This is a genomic window from Frankia sp. QA3, assembly GCF_000262465.1.
In the GTDB taxonomy this organism is placed as follows: domain Bacteria; phylum Actinomycetota; class Actinomycetes; order Frankiales; family Frankiaceae; genus Frankia.
This window is the reverse complement of record NZ_CM001489.1, coordinates 132,332-150,686: the sequence shown is the minus strand read 5'-3', so window position 1 is coordinate 150,686 and position 18,355 is coordinate 132,332. Positions and strand designations below refer to the sequence as shown.

At 75.0% G+C, this 18,355-nt stretch carries 15 protein-coding genes; 8 read left to right on the top strand and 7 right to left on the bottom strand.

The window, feature by feature from the left end; genetic code table 11:
* Positions 1-61: 61 nt before the first annotated feature.
* Genes FRAQA3DRAFT_RS00565 through FRAQA3DRAFT_RS00550 form a run of 4 tightly spaced genes read right to left on the bottom strand, consistent with a single transcriptional unit; the run spans position 62 to position 4,404 of the window.
* A complete protein-coding gene (locus tag FRAQA3DRAFT_RS00565) occupies positions 62-940 on the bottom strand; it encodes an ABC transporter ATP-binding protein (protein WP_009399199.1) in 879 nt (292 codons plus the stop codon).
* Complete coding sequence (locus FRAQA3DRAFT_RS00560; RefSeq protein ID WP_009399198.1) at positions 937-1,893, bottom strand: ABC transporter permease; 957 nt, start codon at positions 1,891-1,893, stop codon at positions 937-939. The genes FRAQA3DRAFT_RS00565 and FRAQA3DRAFT_RS00560 overlap by 4 nt, the downstream gene beginning before the upstream one ends.
* Positions 1,890-2,840, bottom strand: a complete 951-nt coding sequence (locus tag FRAQA3DRAFT_RS00555; RefSeq protein ID WP_009399197.1) for an ABC transporter permease — start codon at positions 2,838-2,840, stop codon at positions 1,890-1,892. The genes FRAQA3DRAFT_RS00560 and FRAQA3DRAFT_RS00555 overlap by 4 nt, the downstream gene beginning before the upstream one ends.
* Positions 2,841-2,886: 46 nt before the next feature.
* Complete coding sequence (locus tag FRAQA3DRAFT_RS00550; protein WP_009399196.1) at positions 2,887-4,404, bottom strand: ABC transporter substrate-binding protein; 1,518 nt, start codon at positions 4,402-4,404, stop codon at positions 2,887-2,889.
* A 593-nt stretch (positions 4,405-4,997) separates the two neighbouring features.
* Here FRAQA3DRAFT_RS00550 and FRAQA3DRAFT_RS00545 point away from each other — a divergent pair.
* From FRAQA3DRAFT_RS00545 to mscL, 3 genes are all read left to right on the top strand, one after another.
* Positions 4,998-6,260: an isopenicillin N synthase family oxygenase gene (locus FRAQA3DRAFT_RS00545; protein WP_009399195.1), complete on the top strand. Its 1,263-nt coding sequence runs from the start codon at positions 4,998-5,000 to the stop codon at positions 6,258-6,260.
* A gap of 87 nt (positions 6,261-6,347) precedes the next feature.
* Entirely contained in the window at positions 6,348-7,646 is a 1,299-nt protein-coding gene (locus tag FRAQA3DRAFT_RS00540) for a bifunctional o-acetylhomoserine/o-acetylserine sulfhydrylase (protein WP_009399194.1), read from the top strand.
* A gap of 185 nt (positions 7,647-7,831) precedes the next feature.
* Positions 7,832-8,356, top strand: a complete 525-nt coding sequence (gene mscL / locus FRAQA3DRAFT_RS00535) for a large conductance mechanosensitive channel protein MscL (protein ID WP_009399193.1) — start codon at positions 7,832-7,834, stop codon at positions 8,354-8,356.
* A 22-nt stretch (positions 8,357-8,378) separates the two neighbouring features.
* Here the strand turns inward: mscL and FRAQA3DRAFT_RS00530 are convergent, their stop codons facing one another.
* Together FRAQA3DRAFT_RS00530 and FRAQA3DRAFT_RS00525 are read right to left on the bottom strand one after the other, a co-directional pair.
* Positions 8,379-9,215: an SAM-dependent methyltransferase gene (locus FRAQA3DRAFT_RS00530; protein WP_009399192.1), complete on the bottom strand. Its 837-nt coding sequence runs from the start codon at positions 9,213-9,215 to the stop codon at positions 8,379-8,381.
* Between the two features lie 108 nt (positions 9,216-9,323).
* Complete coding sequence (locus FRAQA3DRAFT_RS00525; RefSeq protein ID WP_035920387.1) at positions 9,324-10,217, bottom strand: siderophore-interacting protein; 894 nt, start codon at positions 10,215-10,217, stop codon at positions 9,324-9,326.
* Between the two features lie 1,042 nt (positions 10,218-11,259).
* Here FRAQA3DRAFT_RS00525 and FRAQA3DRAFT_RS00520 point away from each other — a divergent pair.
* The 5 genes from FRAQA3DRAFT_RS00520 to FRAQA3DRAFT_RS00500 all read left to right on the top strand — a co-directional run bounded on the left by FRAQA3DRAFT_RS00520 (position 11,260) and on the right by FRAQA3DRAFT_RS00500 (position 16,514).
* Positions 11,260-12,504 carry an LLM class flavin-dependent oxidoreductase gene (locus FRAQA3DRAFT_RS00520; protein ID WP_009399190.1) on the top strand — a complete coding sequence of 415 codons (1,245 nt, stop codon included), beginning with the start codon at positions 11,260-11,262 and terminating at the stop codon, positions 12,502-12,504.
* 247 nt (positions 12,505-12,751) lie between these two features.
* The gene (locus tag FRAQA3DRAFT_RS00515) at positions 12,752-13,699 is read left to right on the top strand and encodes an NADP-dependent oxidoreductase (protein WP_009399189.1); all 948 of its coding nucleotides are present in this window, start codon (positions 12,752-12,754) and stop codon (positions 13,697-13,699) included.
* A complete protein-coding gene (locus FRAQA3DRAFT_RS00510; RefSeq protein WP_009399188.1) occupies positions 13,696-14,442 on the top strand; it encodes a GNAT family N-acetyltransferase in 747 nt (248 codons plus the stop codon). Before FRAQA3DRAFT_RS00515 ends, FRAQA3DRAFT_RS00510 begins: the two co-directional genes overlap by 4 nt.
* 45 nt (positions 14,443-14,487) lie before the next feature.
* Positions 14,488-15,762, top strand: a complete 1,275-nt coding sequence (locus FRAQA3DRAFT_RS00505) for a M20/M25/M40 family metallo-hydrolase (RefSeq protein WP_051054519.1) — start codon at positions 14,488-14,490, stop codon at positions 15,760-15,762.
* Between the two features lie 278 nt (positions 15,763-16,040).
* Positions 16,041-16,514 (top strand): pyridoxamine 5'-phosphate oxidase family protein, encoded by a 474-nt coding sequence (locus FRAQA3DRAFT_RS00500; protein WP_009399186.1) that lies wholly within the window; start codon positions 16,041-16,043, stop codon positions 16,512-16,514.
* Between the two features lie 85 nt (positions 16,515-16,599).
* Here FRAQA3DRAFT_RS00500 and FRAQA3DRAFT_RS00495 read toward each other — a convergent pair whose 3' ends face one another.
* Positions 16,600-18,285, bottom strand: coding sequence for a SpoIIE family protein phosphatase (locus tag FRAQA3DRAFT_RS00495; RefSeq protein ID WP_232291846.1), 1,686 nt, complete (start codon positions 18,283-18,285; stop codon positions 16,600-16,602).
* Between the last annotated feature and the right edge of the window lie 70 nt (positions 18,286-18,355).

The window sequence follows — 18,355 nt, the reverse complement described above, 5'->3', positions numbered from 1 at the left end:
GTGTCTCCGCCGGGGGTGTCTCCGCCGGAGGTGCCGCCGCCGGGCCGATCCCCCACAGCGGTCACCGGCCCGTCCTCGACGCCGCCCTGGACGCCGGGCTCGGGACGTCGGGCCCACGCTCGCTCGGCGCCGCCGCGGCGTCGACGGTCGGGAGATCCCACTGGGTCAGCCGCGCCGCCGCCAGCAGCTCGCGGGTGTACGGGTCGGCGGGGGCCCGCAGCACGTCGTCGGTCGTGCCGGTCTCCACGACCCGGCCGTGGCGCAGCACGGCGAGCCGGCGGGTCACCGCGGCGACCACCGCGAGGTCGTGCGTGATGAACAGCAGGGCGGTGCCGGCCTCGGCGACGAGCCGGCCGAGCAGGGCGAGGATCTCGGCCTGGACGGTGACGTCGAGCGCCGTCGTCGGCTCGTCGGCGATGAGCAGCGCCGGCCGGCACGCCAGCGCCGCGGCGATGCAGACTCGCTGGCGCTGGCCGCCGGAGAGCTCGTGCGGGTAGGACCGGACGAGCCGCTGCGGGTCCGGCAGCCCGACCGCCGCGGCGAGTTCCACCGCGGCCCGCGCCGCCGCCTGGCGGGAGTACCCGCGGTGCAGCCGCAACGGCTCGGCGATCTGCCGGCCGACCCGCATCAGCGGGTTGAGCGCGGTCGACGGCTCCTGGAAGATCATCGCAAGCTCCCGGCCGCGCAGCCGGGACAGCTCCCGGTCGGAGCCGCCGATCAGCTCGGCGCCGTGCAGGCGGACGCTGCCGGTGACGCGCGCCCCCGGCGGCAGCAGGCCGAGCACGGCCAGCGCGGTCAGCGACTTGCCCGACCCGGACTCACCGATGAGCCCCACCCGTTCGCCCGCCGCCAGGGCGAAGCTGACCCCGTCCACCACGTCGACGCCGCCGAGACGCACCCGCAGGTCGGTTACCTCCAGCAGGGCCTCGCCGGCCGTCATGTCCGACCCGCCCCACGCGCCCACGGCAACCGCGCCCGCGAGGCCGACGCGATCGCCGGCGCCTCGGCCGCGGGCGCCGTGCGCGGGGCGCCGCCCGCGCCCTCGGCCGGGCGCTCGAGCAGCCGCGGGTCGCCCGCCTCGCGCAGGCCGTCCCCGAGCAGGTTGAAGCCGAGGACCGTCAGCACGACCGCGAGGCCCGGCCACAGCAGCGTCAGCGGGCGCAGGGTGAGGTACGGCTGGAGCTCGGCGAGCATCCGCCCCCAGGACGGGGTGGGCGCCGCGGTGCCGAAACCCAGGTAGGACAGCGCCGCCTCGGTCAGCACCGACAGGCCGAGGATGAGCGAGAGCTGGACCGACACCGTCGGCGTGATGTTCGCCAGCACGTGCCGGCGCACGATCCGGCCGGTGCCGGCGCCGGCGGCCCGCGCGGCGAGCACGTAGTCGGCGCCCAGCACGCGGCGGACCTCGCCGCGGGTGACCCGGCCCAGCCCGATGCCCGCCCCGACGCCGATGGCGACGATCGCGGTCCAGCGCGAGCCGCCGTACACGGCCGCGAGCACCATGGCGAGCAGCAGCACCGGGAACGCCAGCAGCACGTCGACGAGGTGGGCGACCCCCTCGGAGACCAGGCGCGGCGGCAGGGTCGCCAGCAGCGCGAGTCCCACCCCGACGACCGCGGCGATCGCCGTGGCCGCCACGGCGACCAGCAGGGTGGTGCGGGCGCCGACGAGGACCTGGCTGAACAGGTCCCGGCCGAGCCGGTCGGTGCCGAACCAGTGCGCGGTCCCGACCGGCGCCCAGGACGCCGCCGGGTCCACCCGGGTCGGGTCGTACGGCGTCCAGACCAGTGACACGACGGCCGCGACGACGACGAGCCCGGACAGGACCGCGCCGAGGCGCCCGGACCGGCTGCCCCACACGCCGCGGGCCAGTGCCCGCGCCGAGGCGTTCACCGGGCGCTCCGCAGCCGCGGGTCGAGCAGCCGGTGGGCGAGGTCGATGAGGAAGCCGACGACGAGTACGGCCGCGGTGACCAGCAGCACCGTGCCCTGGACCTTCACCAGGTCCCGGTTGCCGATGTCGGCGACGAGCATCTGGCCGAGCCCGGGCAGCGCGAACACGTTCTCGACCACCACGGCGCCGAGCAGCAACGTCGCGAACTCCAGGCCGAGAACCGACACCACCGGCAGGGCCGCGTTGCGGATCCCGTGGCGGCGCAGGGCCTGCCCGCGGGTCAGGCCCTTCGCCCGGGCGGTCCGGATGAAGTCCGCGTGCAGCACCTCCAGGGTCGCCGAGCGGGTGAAGCGCAGCAGCACCGCGGCCTCGACCACCGCCAGGGTGACCGCCGGCAGCACGAGGCTGCGCACGGCTGCGACCGGATCGGCCCAGCCGTCGGGCGGGAAGGCTCCTGCGGGCAACAGCCGCCAGTCGACCGCGAACACCGTGACCAGCATCAGCCCGACCCAGAAGGTCGGGACCGCGATGCCGAGCTGGCTCAGCGCCGACAGGGCGACCCCGGACGCGCGCCGGTGGCGGGCCGCGGCGAGCACGCCCAGCGGCACGGCGACCGCGAGCGCCAGCAGGGTCGCGGCGGCGACGAGCGGGGCGGTCACCGTCAGCTTCTCGGAGAGCTCCGCCGACACCGAGGCGCCGCTGAGCGCCGAGACCCCGAAGTCCCCGGTCAGCACGCCGCCCATCCAGTCCAGGTACTGCGCGGGTCCGGACCGGTCGGCGCCGATCTCGTGACGGATCCGCAGCACCTGGTCGGGCGAGGCGGACGTCCCGGCCAGCACGTTGGCTACGTCGCCGGGCAGCAGCCGCAGCAACGCGAACACGAGCAGGCTGGCGACGAACAGGGAGACCACCAGCAGGCCCAGCCGACGCAGGACGATCACCGCCATCGGCGCGCCGCCCCGCCGCGGCCGCCGCGGCCATCGACCGGGCGGGTCAAGACTTCACGACCTCGATCTTCGACAGGTCGTAGATCGCGGAGATGTTGTCGGTCGGGTAGCCGGTGACGCCGACCCGGGCGACCTGCCGCACCTTGGCGAGCAGCAGCCAGTCGGCGATGGCGTCCTCGGAGTAGCGGCGGGCGAGCGCGCGCAGGGCGGTGTCGCGGTCGGCGTCGGAGGCGGCGGTGGCACCGGCCTTCGCGAGATCGCGGGCCTGCGGGGAGCGGTCGCCGAAGTAGTAGCCGGGCTTGACGTAGAAGGCGAGGTCACGCGCCTCGGCGTGGTCGACGATGCTCAGGTCGTAGTCGTGCTTGGTGTAGACATCGGTGAGCCAGGCGGGGAACTCCACCCGGCGCAGGTCGATGGTGATGCCGATCTCGCGCAGCTGCGAGGTGACGTAGTCGCCGATGCTCGGCGGGTAGATGTTCGGGATGGTGAGGCCGAGGCGCAGCCCGCCGCCGTGCCCCGCCTGCGCGAGCAGCCGGCGGGCGCTCGCCGGGTCGTACCGGTCGATGCTCGTGAGGTCGGAGTACCACGGGTCCAGCGGCGGTACGGGCGAGCCGATCCGGGTCCCGGCGCCGAGCACCTTGATCAGGCCGTCCTTGTCGATGCCCTGGCGGATCGCGTGCCGGACCCGGACATCGGCCAGCGGCCCGCGGTCCTGGTTGAACGCCAGGGTGAACTTGTCGGTGGTCGTGCCCTCGGCGACGGTGAACTTCGGGTTGCCCCGGTAGGTGTCGACCAGGTCGTAGTCGGAGATCGCGCCGATGTCGACCTGGCCGGTGCGCACCGCGTTGTTCTGCGCGTTCGGGTCGGTGAGGTAGCGGAAGACCACCCGGGCGACCTTCGCCTTCGGCCCCCGGTAGGCGTCGTTGCGCACGAGGGTGATGCTGTCGCCGCGCCGCCAGGAGTCGAAGCGGAACGGGCCGGTGCCGTCGGGCCGGCCGTCGAGGCCGGTGGCGCCCTGGCGCACGATGGCACCGGCCGGCCCGGTCAGGTTGAACAGCAGCCCGCTGTCGCGTTCGGTCAGCGTCAGCACCACCGTGCGCGGGTCGGGGCTGCTGACCGCGGAGATGGAGGCCAGGTCGCTGGCGTGCGGGTTCGTCGAGTTCGGGGCGATCACCTGGGTCAGCGACGACACCACGTCCGCGGCGCGCACCGGGGCACCGTCATGGAAGGCGGCGTTGTCCGCGAGGGTGAACGTGTACGTGCGACCGTCCGGGGAGATCCGGTAGGACGTCGCGAGCGCCGGGCTCACGACCCCCTTCTGGTCCCGTTTCACCAGCCCCTCGTAGACGTTGCCGAGCAGGATCTGGCCGACCGCGACGCCACTGGTCCGGGTGATGTCGAGGCCCGTCGGCTCGAGAACGGCGCCGATGGTGACGGTGGCATCGGGATTGGCGCGCCCGCCGGTCGACGCCGGCCCGCCGCCACCGCCCCCGCCGTCCGAGCCACAGGCCGACAGCGCCAGACCTGCGACGACGGCGACGACGGCGAACGATCTGATTCTCATGACGCGCCCTTTTCGAGGCAACAATGACGCCGGCGGGCGCGCGGAATCGGCGCCCGGCGGCCGGAAGGATGAGGGCGGCGGGCCGGGGACGGCCGCGCCGAGAATGCGCGGGGAGCTCGCCTGCGGCTCCTCGTCCGTCAACGTAGAGTCCGTCGACGGAGCGGGCACGCGAACAGCGATGTGGACGGCTTCGGGGCACCGAGCCGGTGGACGGCTGCCGGCCGAGCCGGAGCAGGCCCGCCGTCAGGCGTCGATCAACAACAGATCTGGTCGAAATGGTGCGCGCGACGGGAATTCCAGAACGCGTCCAGAATCGCCGACCGTGGCGGCCGCCCAGTTCCCACGGTCTGACTGTAACCAGGTGCGCGTCCATCGGTCCAGAGGCGCGCAGAACGCCCGGAACGCCGCTGCCGATAGCCGGCGAACGCTTCACGGACGGGGCCGCCGCCTGGCACAGTGGCGAGGTGGCTTCGCGCATTCGGCTCACCCGGCGTCGCCCGGTCGATCACATGCTGGTGGCCAGCCGGCTCTGTCCCTGACCGGACCGCGCCGCTCCCCCACCGTGACACCGACGCGCCGGAAAGCGAACCACCGTGACCACAGGCCACACCGAGACCAGCGGCCACACCGAGACCAGCGGGCACACCGAGACCAGCGGCCACACCGAGGCCCGGACTCTGCCCACCCTCGACATCGGCCCGTTCCGGGCCGGCACCGCCGACCGCGCGCGGTTCCTCGCCGCGCTGCGCGCGGCCTGCCACGGCCCCGGCTTCTTCTACCTGACCGGGCATGGGATCCCCGCCGCGCGGACCGCGGCCGTGCTCGACGTCAGCCGCCGCTTCTTCCACCTCTCCGAGGCGGCGAAGCTGGAGATCGAGAACGTCCACTCGCCGCATTTCCGCGGCTACACCCGGCTGGGCCATGAGATCACCCGCGGCAACCCCGACATCCGCGAGCAGATCGACATCGCCGACGAACGCCCGGCCCGGGTGCTCGGCCCCGACGACCCGGCGTACCTGCGCCTCGACGGCCCCAACCAGTGGCCGGCCCAGGTACCCGAGCTGCGCGCGAGCGTGCTGGCCTACATGAGCGAGCTCGGCGAGCTGTCCCGCCTGCTGGTCCGGGCCTTCGCCGAGTCGCTGGGGCTGCCGGCCGACCATCTCGACCGGACCTTCGCCGAGGAGCCCCGCTCGCACCTGAAGCTGATCCGCTACCTGACCGCGCCCCCGGCCCACCCCGCCGGCTACGACCAGGGCGTCGGCTCCCACAAGGACGGCGGTTTCCTCTCCTTCGTCCTGCAGGACGACGTCCGGGCGCTGCGCGCGGGCGATGTCGACGGCAGGGGCGGCGGCAGTGAAGGCGGCGGCAGTGAGGGCGGCGGCAGTGAGGGCGGCGGCAGTGAGGGCGGCGGCGAGGGCCACGCCGACGCACCCGACCGGGCAGGTGACGCGGTCGAGCCGGCCGCGGGGCTGCAGGTGGCCGACGGCGCCGGCGGCTGGATCGACGCGGTCCCGCGGCCCGGGACCTTCGTCGTCAACATCGGCGAGATGTTCGAACTGGCGACCCGCGGCTACTACCGTGCCACGGTGCACCGGGTCGTCAGCCCACCCCCGGGCCACGAACGGCTGTCCGTGGCGTTCTTCTTCGGCCCGCGGCTGTCGGCGACCCTCGAACCCGTCCCCCTGCCCGAGGAGCTCCTCCGCGAGATCGGCGACGCTCCCCCACCCGACCCGCACAACCCGATCTTCGCGCAGCACGGCGTGAACACGCTGAAGAGCTGGCTGCGCAGCCATCCGGAGGTGGCCCGCCGCCACTACGCCGACGTCGAGCAGCCCACCGGTCGCGGCACCTACTGATCCCGGCCGGCGGCCTGATCCCGGTCGGGCGGCGTCGCGGGCCGGTCCGCCGACGGACCGCCCCGAACGAGAGGAACGAGGAACCTCGTGACGACCTCCCCGAGCGGCTGGAGCTTCGAGACCCGGCAGATCCATGCCGGGGCCGCGCCGGATGCGGCGACCGGCGCCCGCGCGGTGCCGATCTACCAGACCACGTCGTTCGTGTTCGACGACACCCGGCACGCGGCCGACCTGTTCTCCCTCGCGGAGGTCGGCTTCACCTACACCCGGGTGGTCAATCCCACGCAGGACGCCCTGGAGCAGCGCGTCGCGGACCTCGAGGGCGGGGTCGCGGCGCTGGCGACCGCGAGCGGCCAGGCGGCCCAGACCCTGGCGGTGCTCAACCTCGCCGGCGCCGGCAGCCACCTGGTGTCGTCGACGTCGCTGTACGGGGGGACGTACGCGCTGTTCAAGCACACGCTGGCGGAGCTCGGCATCTCCACCACGTTCGTCGACGACCCGGACGACCTGGACTCCTGGCGGGCCGCGATCCGCCCGAACACCGTCGCGCTCTACGGCGAGACGATCGGCAACCCGCGGGGGAACGTCCTGGACATCGCCGGCGTCGCCGAGGTCGGGCACGCCGCCGGGGTGCCGCTGATCGTCGACAACACGCTCGCCTCGCCGTACCTGAACCGTCCCCTGGAGCACGGCGCCGACATCGTGCTGCACTCGGCGACCAAGTTCATCGGCGGGCACGGGACGTCGATCGGCGGGGTCATCGTCGACGGCGGGCGGTTCGACTGGACGGCCGGGCGCCATCCCCGCTTCACCACCCCCGACCCCGCCTACCACGGCCTGGTCTTCCACGAGGCGTTCGCCGAGACCGCCTTCATCGTGCGAGCCCGCGCCCGGCTGCTGCGCGACCTGGGCCCGGCGCTGTCCCCGGTGAACGCGTTCCTGCTGCTGCAGGGCCTGGAGACGCTGTCACTGCGGATGGAGCGCCACAGCGCCAACGCGGCCAGGGTGGCCGCCTGGCTCGCCGAGCGACCCGAGGTCACCTGGGTCGCCTATCCGGGCCTGGCGGACAGCCGCTGGTACCCGGCTGCGCGGCGCTACCTGCCCCGCGGGGCCGGGGCGGTGCTGGCGTTCGGCATCCGCGGCGGCGCGGCGGCCGGGCGGGCCTTCATCGAGGGCCTGGAACTGCACAGCCACCTCGCCAACGTCGGCGACGTCCGCTCGCTGGCGATCCACCCGGCGTCCACGACACACGCCCAGCTCACCCCCGCCGAGCAGGCCGACAGCGGGGTGAGCGAGGAACTCGTCCGGCTGTCCGTGGGCATCGAGGGCGTCGAGGACATCCTCGCCGACCTCGACCGCGGCTTCCGCGCGGCCAAGGAACGCTGACCCGCCGGCTCCTCGGGGTTCCCCGGCGGTGGCGGTCCCCGGCCGACCGCGGGATTGAATCCGCCTTCGCCGGGCGATAACGGACTGACGTCGGGCGGGCCGGGCGATCTCATGCCGATGCCGCCCGCCCGCCCGCCGCGGGCGGCATGCCCGACGGGTCCGTGCTCAGCTGGCGAGGAGATGGCGTGTTCGGCTTCAGGAAGGTCATCGGTGGGGGTCGGGCGGTGGTCGAGCCGTCCGTGCGGCTGATCCGCCCGGGTCTCGGGGGCTTCAGGCAGTTCCTCATGCGCGGGAACATCGTCGACCTGGCCGTGGCTGTGATCATCGGTACGGCGTTCACCGCGGTCGTCAAGGCGCTGGTGGACAACCTGCTGACGCCGCTGGTCGCCGCGGTGGGCGGCAAGCCGGACTTCGCCGACCTGAAGTTCACGATCAACCACAGCGTGTTCCGCTACGGCCTGTTCCTCAACAGCGTGGTGACGTTCCTGTTCGTCGCCGCGACCGTCTACTTCGTGGTCGTCATGCCGTTGGCGAAGGCGAACGAGCTGCGTCGGCGCGGCCATCCCAAGCCCGAGGCGGAGCCGGCGATCAGCGACGAGACGAGGCTGCTCACCGAGATTCGCGACCTGCTCGCCGGCGATCCCCGGCGGCTGCCCGACCAGACGACGCAGGCCGCCGCGGTCGGCACCGCCGAGGAGACCCAACGCTGACGCCGCCGCGGCGCCGCAGGGGCTACGACTTGCGGGCGATCAGGCCGTAGGCGCTGATGTCGGCGTCGGAGAACTGGTCGGGATCGCTGCCGGGCTCGGGGCGCCAGCGGTGCAACACCTCGATGCCGGGCTCGACCAGCTCCATCCCGGCGGGCAGCAGGGCGGCGAGCTCGGCGCGGTCGCGGGTCTGGAACGGGATGCCGCGGCTGTTGTAGACCTCGACGACGCGGGCCGCGGCTTGCGGCGCGAGCTCGGCCGTGCCGTGGCTGACGACGAGGAAGCTGCCGGCGGGCAGTCGCTCGCACAGCTGGGCGACGATGTCCGCGGGCCGGTCGGAATCGGGGAAGAAGTGCAGGATTGCGATGAGCGACAGCGCGATCGGCCGCGCCGGGTCGAGGGTGCCGGCGAACTCCGGCGCGGCGATCATCTCGTCGGGGCGGCGCAGGTCCGCGTCGACGTAGGCGGTCCGGCCCTGCGGCGTGCTGGTCAGCAGGGCCCGCGCGTGGACGAGCACGATCGGGTCGTTGTCGACGTAGACGACCCGCGCGTCGGGGGCGACCTGCTGGGCGATCTCGTGCAGGTTCGGCGAGGTCGGGATGCCCGTGCCCACGTCGACGAACTGCCGCACCCCGGCCTCGGCCGCCAGGTACCGCACGGCCCGGTGCAGGAAGGCCCGGTTCTGCCGGGCGTAGGTGCGCAGGTGGGGGAAGACCGCCAGCGCCTGCTCGGCCGCCTCCCGGTCCGCCGCGTAGTTGTCCTTGCCGCCGAGGTAGTAGTCGTACATCCGGGCCGAATGCGGGATGTCCTCCCGCAGGTCGCCCGAACGTGTGCGTCCGCTCGTCCCGGCGTCTGCCTGCACGACTGCCCGCCCCCTCTACCGCCCGCCTGATCGGATCTTTCCATCCCCCCGGGCGGATCGCGCCACCGGGGAGGAACATCACATGTGCGACGCACGTCGGGGCGCCCGTCACCCGATGACGATCTCCGCCAGGCCCTCCGGATCCCGCTCGTCCCAGCCCTCGGCAACCGCCTCGGCCTGTCGTGGCACCGCCGCCGCGTCCAGGTCGTCCATCGTGAATCCGGCCTTCCAGTAGGCGCTGGTGCGGACCTGCGAGCGCGGCACCCCGTGCAGCTCGACCAGGTGACGGCGGATGATGCGGACCTGGGCCGCCTCGGCGGCGACCCACGCGACGGCCGCCCCGCCGAGCCGGGGCAGCGTCCGCACGGCCTCGGGCAGCGCGTGCCTGCGCACCCAGCGGATCCGGTGCCCGGGCCGGGCCGGGACCAGTACCCGGTCCGCCGTGGCCACCCCGCCGAGCACCGCGAGCGCCGGGCGACCCGCGGGCAGGGCGGCGAGGATCGCGGCCGCGGCCGGCAGCCCGCTGCCGTCGGCGACCAGCAGCAGCGGATCGGTGGCCGCCGCCGCCGCGGCGACCGGCGCGAGGACGAACTCGACGCGCATCCCGGTGATGCCGACGCCGGTGCCGGGGCCGAGCCCCCGCAGCCAGCGGTCCACCAGACCGGCGCCGTGGGCGAAGGCGTCGAACGCGAGCCGCTCGGCGGCGGGGTCGAAGGTCCGCACGGTGAACGCCCGTGACGGCGCCACGCCCGCGCCCGGCGCCCCCGCCGTCGCCGCCCCGTCCCGCGCCGCCCCGTCCCGCGCCGCCGGGACCGATGGGAACAGGCGGAACGCGTCCGCGGGCAGTGGGTCGGTGTAGGCGGCGAGCCCGGCGCCGCGCAGCGTGATGCGCCGGAAGGACGGGGAGATCTCGGTGACTGCATCGACCTGGAGCTCGCAGCGGATCGGGCGCTGCGCGCGGTCGGTGGCCACGGCCCGGATCGCCTCGTGCAGCGACATCATCGTCCTCCGGCACGTTCTCGTGACGGACGGCGGCGGTCCGTCGCGGCGGCGACCCGACGAGGTCACCCGATTTAGGTAAGCCTAAGTTTTATCCGTCGGCACGTCACCCCCCTTCGGGACGGCGGCGCCCACCGCCGTCGCCGGGCGGCTCTCCGACCGGTCCCACCGGGTGGCGAACTCCAGTGGACCTATGGACATAGTCGACTTTCGAGATTAGGTTAGGCCTGGTCAGCCCGCTGAACCGGGCCGGCGGACCGGTTCGCCGGACCGCTGTTCCCGATCTCGGCCGGCCCGGCCGCTCGCCGCCCCGGCGGGCCTGCGCCACGGCCTGGCCGCGTCCCCCAGCGGCCCACGCGCGGGCCGGCTCGCGGCCCGGATCGAGCGCAAGCCCGAGTCGAGGGAGTGGTGCGATGTCGCCGGCGCCCGATCGGCCTTTCGCGGACGAACGGTGCGGCCTGCCGCGCAGCCGGTCCACCCGGCGGCGGCTCACCCGGCGGCTCGTGATCGATCTGCGCCGTTCGTCGAGCAGCCTCTGTCCCGCTCCCTGACCGGTCGGGCGCCGCTTTCCGCGGTTCCGCTCGCGCCGCGTCGCGGCCCTTGCGCGCCGTCCCAGCCCCCCAGCACCACCCGTCCGGTCCCCTGACCCGTCCCGGCCAGGGCCACCCGTCACCGCCCCGCTCGCCCGCCGCGTCGGGCCCGCAGCAGCGCGGCGGCGGCCGCCGGATGGATCGGTGTGGACCGTCCGGGCCAGCCGCAGGAGCGGCCCGGAGGCCGGACCGGCGGCCGATGTCGTCGGCGGAACCACCGAGGGGCGCTGGGGGTTGGCGCCGGTCCACACCCGCGCGTCGTCCGACGAGCCGCTGCGCCCATCCACAGATCGACCCATCCACAGGTCGACCCAGCCACAGATCGACAGAGTCCGGCCGTATCGGCAATCCTCTCCCCCGCCGGCATCGACCGCCCAGCCCAGCCCGGCCGACCGACCCCGTACCGCCCCCGACCGCGTCACCCAGCCCCACCCGCCTCGCCCGAAAGGCCGGACATGACAGACATCCCGTTGGCCGTCCTCGACCTCGTGCCGGTCAGTGCCGGTGACACCCCGCACGACGCGCTGCGCAACACCGTCGACCTGGCACGGCGGGCGGAGGAGTTCGGGTACCGGCGGTACTGGTTCGCCGAGCATCACCTCAACCCCGGCCTGCTCGGCGTGTCCCCCGCGGTGGCGATCGCGTTGGTGGCCGGGGCGACGTCGACGATTCGGCTCGGATCGGCCGGCGTGCAGAGCGGGCATCGCACCCCGCTGTCCGTCGTCGAGGAGTTCGGCCTGATCGACGCGCTGCACCCCGGCCGCCTGGACCTCGGCATCGGTCGCTCACCCGGCCGGCCGGCACCGACGAACGGCGCCTCCCCGAACGGCGCCTCCGCGAACGGCGCCTCCGCGAACGGCGGATCCGCACCCGGGGCAGCCACGTCCGCCCCGGCGCTCGTCTCGGCTGCGGCGGCCGCCTACCAGGCCAGCCTCGGCGGTGCCGACCACAGCACCGACCAGCGGGCCGCGAACGGCCTGCTGATCCCCCGCCGCTTCGACTTCAGCACGCTGCTCGGCTCGCCCCGGCTGGGGCTGACCCTGTCGCTGCTGCAGCAGCCGGGCGCCTACACCCCGGAGTACGCCGACCAGATCGACGACGTCCTCGCCCTGCTGCGCGACACCTACCACGCCGCGGACGGCCAGACGGCCCGCGCCTGGCCCGGGGCCGGCGCGGCGGTGGAGGTGTGGATCCTCGGGGCGTCCGGGGGGTCGAGCGCCTCCGTGGCGGGTTCGCGGGGGCTGCGCTTCGCCGCCTCCTACCATCACAGCCCCAGCACGGTGCTCGACGCGGTCGAGGCGTACCGGGCGGCGTTCGAGCCGTCGACGGATCTCGCCGCCCCTTATGTCTCGGTCTCCGCCGACGTCGTCGTCGGCGAGGACGACGCGAGCGCGGCCCGGCTGGCCTCGGGCTACGGGCTGTGGGTGCGCAGCATCCGCAGCGGCGCGGGGGCGATCCCGTTCCCGTCCCCGCAGGAGGCGGCCGCGCACACGTGGAGCGACGCCGACCGGGAACAGGTCGCCGACCGGGTGGCCACCCAGCTCGTCGGCTCCCCGTCGACGGTCGCCGACCGGCTCGAACAGCTCGCGGCGGCGACCGGCGCGGACGAGCTGGCCGTCACCACGATCACCCACCGGCATGCCGACCGGGTGCGTTCCTACGAGCTGCTGGCCGCGGAGTGGGCCCGCCGCCACGGCTGACCCGGCCTTGGCAGACCGGGTGACACCGGACGAAAACGGGCGGGACCGGGCGGGACCGGGCGGGACGGTGACGCGTCCGGGGGCCGACCGGCGGTGCGGAAGGTGGCGGCGGCGGCCGTTGTTGAAACGGGCTGCCGGAGCCGGTGACACCCCGCGATACCGGCCCGGCGCCGCCGCGGCGAGCATGTGATCGACAATGTCCGTGGCGCGAGGCCACGCCAGCGAAGAGACGAAGGGAAGGATTGCGGTGCCGAAGGCATACGTCTATACCGCGCACGGCGGCCCCGAGGTGGAGGCGTTCATCGACCTGCCGACGCCCGAGCCCGGCCCGGGTCAGCTCGCGATCGCGGTGCGCGCGGCGGGCGTCAACCCCGTGGACTGGAAACTGCGCGACGGGCTGACGCTGCCCGGCCTGCCCGCCCCGGTGTTCCCCGTCGTGCTGGGAGTGGAGGCGGCGGGCGTGGTGACCGGGGTGGGCCCGGAGGTGACGGGCTTCGCGGTGGGCGACGAGGTCCTCGGGGGCACGGTCGGCGGCGCCTACGCCGAGTACGCCCTGCTCGCGGTCGCGCTGGCGACGCACAAGCCGGCCGCGGTGAGCTTCCGCGACGCGGCCGCCCTGCCGGTCGCGGCGGCGACCGCCTACGACGGCGTGCACCAGCTCGCCCTGCCGGCGGGCGCGACCCTGCTGATCACCGGGGTCGGTGGCGGGGTGGGCGTGGCCGCCGCGCAGATCGCCCGCCATGCCGGGCTCACCGTCGTCGGCACGGCCAGCGCCGGGAAGAAGGACCTCGTCGAGTCGCTGGGGGTCGCCTGGGTCGAGCCGGGCCCCGGTGTCGTCGAACGGGTCCGCGCGGTCGCGCCGCAGGGCGTAGACGCGGTCTACGATCTCGTCGGCGGCGCGGCGCTCGAGGAGATCGCCGGGGTGCTCGCCCCGGCGGGCGGGGACGTCGCCGCCGACGCGGCACCGCGACTGATCACGGCCGCGGACACGGAGACGGTCACCCGCCTCGGCGGGGTGGCCGTGCAGCGGGCCCGCAACGCGGACGTGCTCGACGCCGTCGCCGGTCTCGTCGCGGCCGGGGTGCTGGACCCCCACATCAGCGACGTCTACCCGCTGGATCGGGCGGGCGCGGCCCTGCGCGAGGTGGAGACCGGTCACGCCCGCGGCAAGATCGTGATCGAGGTCGCCGCGTGACAGTGCGGCACGTGCTGGACAACCCCGCCCGCTCGGCCCTGCTCGGCCCGCACGCGCACCTCGCCGAGCGGCGCGGGGACGTGTTGCGCTACCCGGCGGACGTGTGCCCGTTCGTCGCCCTGCCCGACGAGCCGGACGAGAACACCTGGGCCGACGCGGCGGCGCTGCTCGGTCCGGGCGCCCTGGTGCCGTTCACCGGCGTCGACGCGGGCGTGCCGCCCGGCTGGGAGGAGATCGGCTTCGGCACCGGGGTCCAGATGATCGACGTCGGGATCGACGCGGCCGGCGACGACGACGCCGTCCCCCTCGGCCCGGCGGACGTCCCGGAGATGCTCGACCTGGTGACCCGCACGCGCCCCGGCCCGTTCCTGCCCCGCACCATCGCGCTCGGCACCTACCTCGGCATCCGCCGCGGCGGGGCGCTGGTCGCCATGGCCGGGGAGCGGCTGCACCCCCCGGGCTGGACCGAGATCAGCGCCGTCTGCACCGACCCGGACCATCAGGGGTCGGGGCTGGCGTCCCGGCTCGTGCGGGCGGTGGCCGCCGGGATCCGCGCGCGCGGCGAGACCCCGTTCCTGCACGCCACCGCGACGAACACGAACGCGATCCGCCTCTACGAGACCCTCGGCTTCCGGCTGCGGCGCACGGTGACCTTCCGCGCCGCCCGGATCCCGGGTGCCGTGCCCGCCCAGGCCGGCGGGCCGCTCGCCGCGCGGCCGGGCGCGGACGAACCGGCGGTATGAGCGGTGCCGACAGGCCAGCAGGTCGCGGCCCGCGAGGCGGTGGCGATGGCCAGCGACCTCATCGCGCTGGACACCAGCAATTACGGTGATCCGCACGCCCCCGGCGCCGAGCGGCCCGCGGCGGAGTACGTGGCCGGCCGGCTGGCCGACATCGGCTACGACGTCACCTACGTGGAGTCCGGGGCACCCGGGCGCGGCAACGTCGTCGCCCGGCTGGCCGGCGCCGACCCGTCGCGGGGCGCCCTGCTCCTGCACGGTCACCTCGACGTCGTCCCGGCGGACGCGGCCGACTGGACGGTCCACCCGTTCTCCGGCGAGGTGCGCGACGGCTACGTGTGGGGGCGCGGCGCCGTCGACATGAAGGGCGCGGTCGCGGTGACGCTGGCGGTGGCCCGCCGCCTGCGCCGGGAGGGGGTCACCCCGCCGCGGGACCTGATCTTCGCGTTCGTCGCCGACGAGGAGGCCGGCGGGTGGTATGGGGCACGCTGGCTGGTGGACAACCGCCCCGACCTGTTCGAGGGTGCGACCGAGGCGATCGGCGAGGTCGGCGGCTTCTCCGTCACCCTCGGCGAGGACGTTCGCGCCTACCTGGTCCAGACGGCGGAGAAGGGCAGCATGTGGCTGCGGCTGACGGCCCACGGCCGCGCCGGGCACGGCTCGATGCTGCACGACGACAACGCGATCGCCACGCTGGCGGCGGCCGTCGCCCGCCTCGACGCCCATCGCTTCCCGCTGGTGCTCACCGATCCGGTCCGGGCGTTGCTCACCGGGATCGCGGACATCACCGGGGTCCCGTTCGACGAGGCCGATCCACAGGCCGCCGTCGACCGCCTCGGCCCGCTGGCGCGCCTGGTCGGGGCGGCGCTGCGGGACACGGCGAACGTGACCCTGTTCGACGCCGGCTACCGGTCGAACGTCGTGCCCGCCACGGCCCGCGCCACCGTCGACGGCCGGTTCCTGCCCGGGCGGGAGGAGGCGTTCGGCCGGGAGCTGGTCGAGGTGCTCGGCCGGCGGGTGCGGGCCGAGTGGGACACCCTGCCGCCGGTCCGGACGAGCTTCGACGGTGCCCTGGTCGAGTCGATCGCCGCGGCGGTCGAGGCCGAGGACCCCGGCGCGCGCGTCCTGCCGTACCTGCTGGCAGCCGGGACGGACGCGAAGTCGTTCCAGCGGTTGGGGATCCGCCACTTCGGGTTCACGCCGCTGCGCCTGCCGCCGGAGCTGGACTTCAGCGCCCTGTTCCACGGGGTCGACGAACGGGTCCCCGTCACGGCCCTCGAGTTCGGCACCCGCGTGCTGGACCGGCTGCTGCGGACCTGCTGACGGCGGCGCCCGAGTCCCCGCCCAACAACGTGCGCATAGACCGGATGTCCGGGTAGGACTGCGGTGTCGGCACCGGGCACCCGGGTCGAACCGAGCCGGCACCGACCGGACGGGCCCACCCGTGCCGGAGGGCCCGGTGGGCGGACGACGATCGGCCCTGATCCCTCGATGCGCACCGACCTACCGTCGAAGCGGGCTTCGCCGAAGCGGGCTTCGCCGAAGCGGTCCGGGCGCCCCGTCGGTCCGGACGCCCACCCAGCGGACGAGGGGAACACACGATGACATCGACGAGTGTGGGTGCGCCAGATTTCACCGCCAGCGCCAGCGACAAGACGGCCGTCACCCTCGACCACGCCGGAGGTGGGGTCCTGCCCGCGGCGACGTGCCTGTGGCTGCTCGCCGGCGAGCAGGTGGGCCGGGTCGCGTTCCGCGCGGACGGGGAGATCCTCGTCCTGCCGGTGAACTACGTGCTGGACGGGGACGCCATCGCCTTCCGGACGGCCACCGGCTCCAAGCTGTCCGCGGCGCTCGAGGAGGGTGCCGTCGGGTTCGAGGTCGACGGCCAGGACCCGGTGGCCCGCACGGGCTGGAGCGTCCTGATCAACGGCAGGGCGGCTGCGGTCAACGACCCGCAGACGCTGGCCAGGCTGGAGGAGACCGGGCTCGCCCCATGGGCGGACCGCATCGAGCACCCGCACTGGGTGCGCATCCTGCCCGAGTCGATGACCGGCCGGGTCGTCGCCCACTCCTGACGCCGACCCATTCCTGACGCCGACCCGCTCCTGACGCCGACCCGCTCCTGACGCCGCCGGCGACGGCCGGCCGGGCGAACCGGCGTCAGTCCAGGCCGACGGCGAGCAGGCAGACGTCGTCGTCGCGCCCGGACGGGGCGGCGATCTCCGCCAGGATCCCTTCGCACAGGTCCTCCAGCCCGCCGCCGGGCCCGGACCCGCCTGCCGGGCCGGGGCCGGGTGCAGGCCCGGCGCCCGCGGCGGCGGCGAACGCGTCGAGGCGCTCCGACAGGGACGTCCCCCGCCGTTCCACCAGCCCGTCGCTGTAGAGCAGCAGCCGGCAGCCGGGCGGCAGCGACAGCACGCTCTGCCCGTACCGGTGGCCCGGCGCCGCGCCGAGGATCGGGCCGTGCACCTGGTCGAGGTAACGCGTGGACCGCCCGGCGATCAGCAGCGGTGGCGGGTGTCCCGCGCAGGACCAGGTCAGCCGCCGCTCGCCGGGCGTGAGGCGGGCGACGACGGCGGTGGCCAGCGCCTCGTCGCCCTGACCGGCGAGGTTCGCGGCGAGCTGGGTGGTGATCTCCGCCGGGCTCCGCCCCTGCAACGCGTACGCCCGGGTGGCCTGGTAGAGCTCCGCCATGATCGCGATCGCGCCGAGGCCGTGGCCGCCGACGTCCCCGACCACGAGCATGAGCTCGCCGTCCGGCAGCACGATGGCGTCGTACCAGTCGCCGCCGATGCCGACGTCCCGGCTCGCCGGCAGGTACCGGGCGCTGAGGCGCACCCCGGACGGATCGGGCAGCCGCTGCGGCAGGATCGCCCGTTGCAGGACGGCGACCAGCGTCGTCTGGCGCTCGTACAGCCGGGCCCGCTCGAAGGCGTGGGCGCAGATCCCGGCGAGGGTCTGCAGGAACGCCTGATCGCCCGGGTCGAAGTCGCGGGACACGCCCCAGACGAGCACGAGGACGCCGATGAGCCGATCGGAGACGACCAGCGGCAGGTGGGCGCAGGCGTTCAGTCCGAGGACCCGCACGGTCTCGTCCCGGTCCGGGTAGTCGGCGAGGTACTCGGCCCGGCTGCGGTGATAGCGGGGCCGCCGGTCGCGCACGACGTCGGCGGCGGCGGCCGGCCCGCGGACCGGCAGGGCCTGCCACATCGCGAGGACCGGCGAGGTCGCCGGGTGCACGATGCTGCGGTACGGCTCGCCGTCGTCGCCGTGGAGCAGGACCGCGGCGAAGACGATCCCGAGGTCGGCGGTGGCGGTGTGCACGACCACGTCGCCGAGCTCGTCGACGGTCAGGGCCCGCCCGAGCGCGTGGGTGACGTCGAGCAGTCGGGCGGCGCGCCAGAGCACCGTGGACCCCGGGCCCGCGCCGTCGCGGTCCGTCTGCACGGGGCTGACGTCGCCGACCAACCCGACCATCCGGGCCGCGCCGTCCGTCTCGTCGCGCAGCACGGCCCCCCGGGCCTGGACCCAGCGGATCGAGCCGTCGGGGCGCCGGACCCGGTACTCCTCCAGGACGGCGCCGGCGGTGCGGGCAGCGCCGGACATCGCCCTGCGCACGCCCGCCACGTCATCCGGGTGGACCACGGCGAAGGCGGCGTCGATGGTCCCGTCGAACTCGCCCGGGGCGAGACCGCTCAGCGCGGCCGCCTGTTCGTCGCAGACGAGCCGACCGCTGGCCAGCTCCCAGCTCCACACGCCGACCCCGGCGCCGGCCAGGGCCAGCGGCAGCTCGGAGACCTCAGGGCGGCCTGGCCTGGAGCGGCCGTGGGACGGTCCCGCGGCCACGCACGAGGCAGTGAGCGGCCGGCTCCGACCCGGCCAGCGGGCCCGCAGCGCACGGACCGCGCGACCTGCC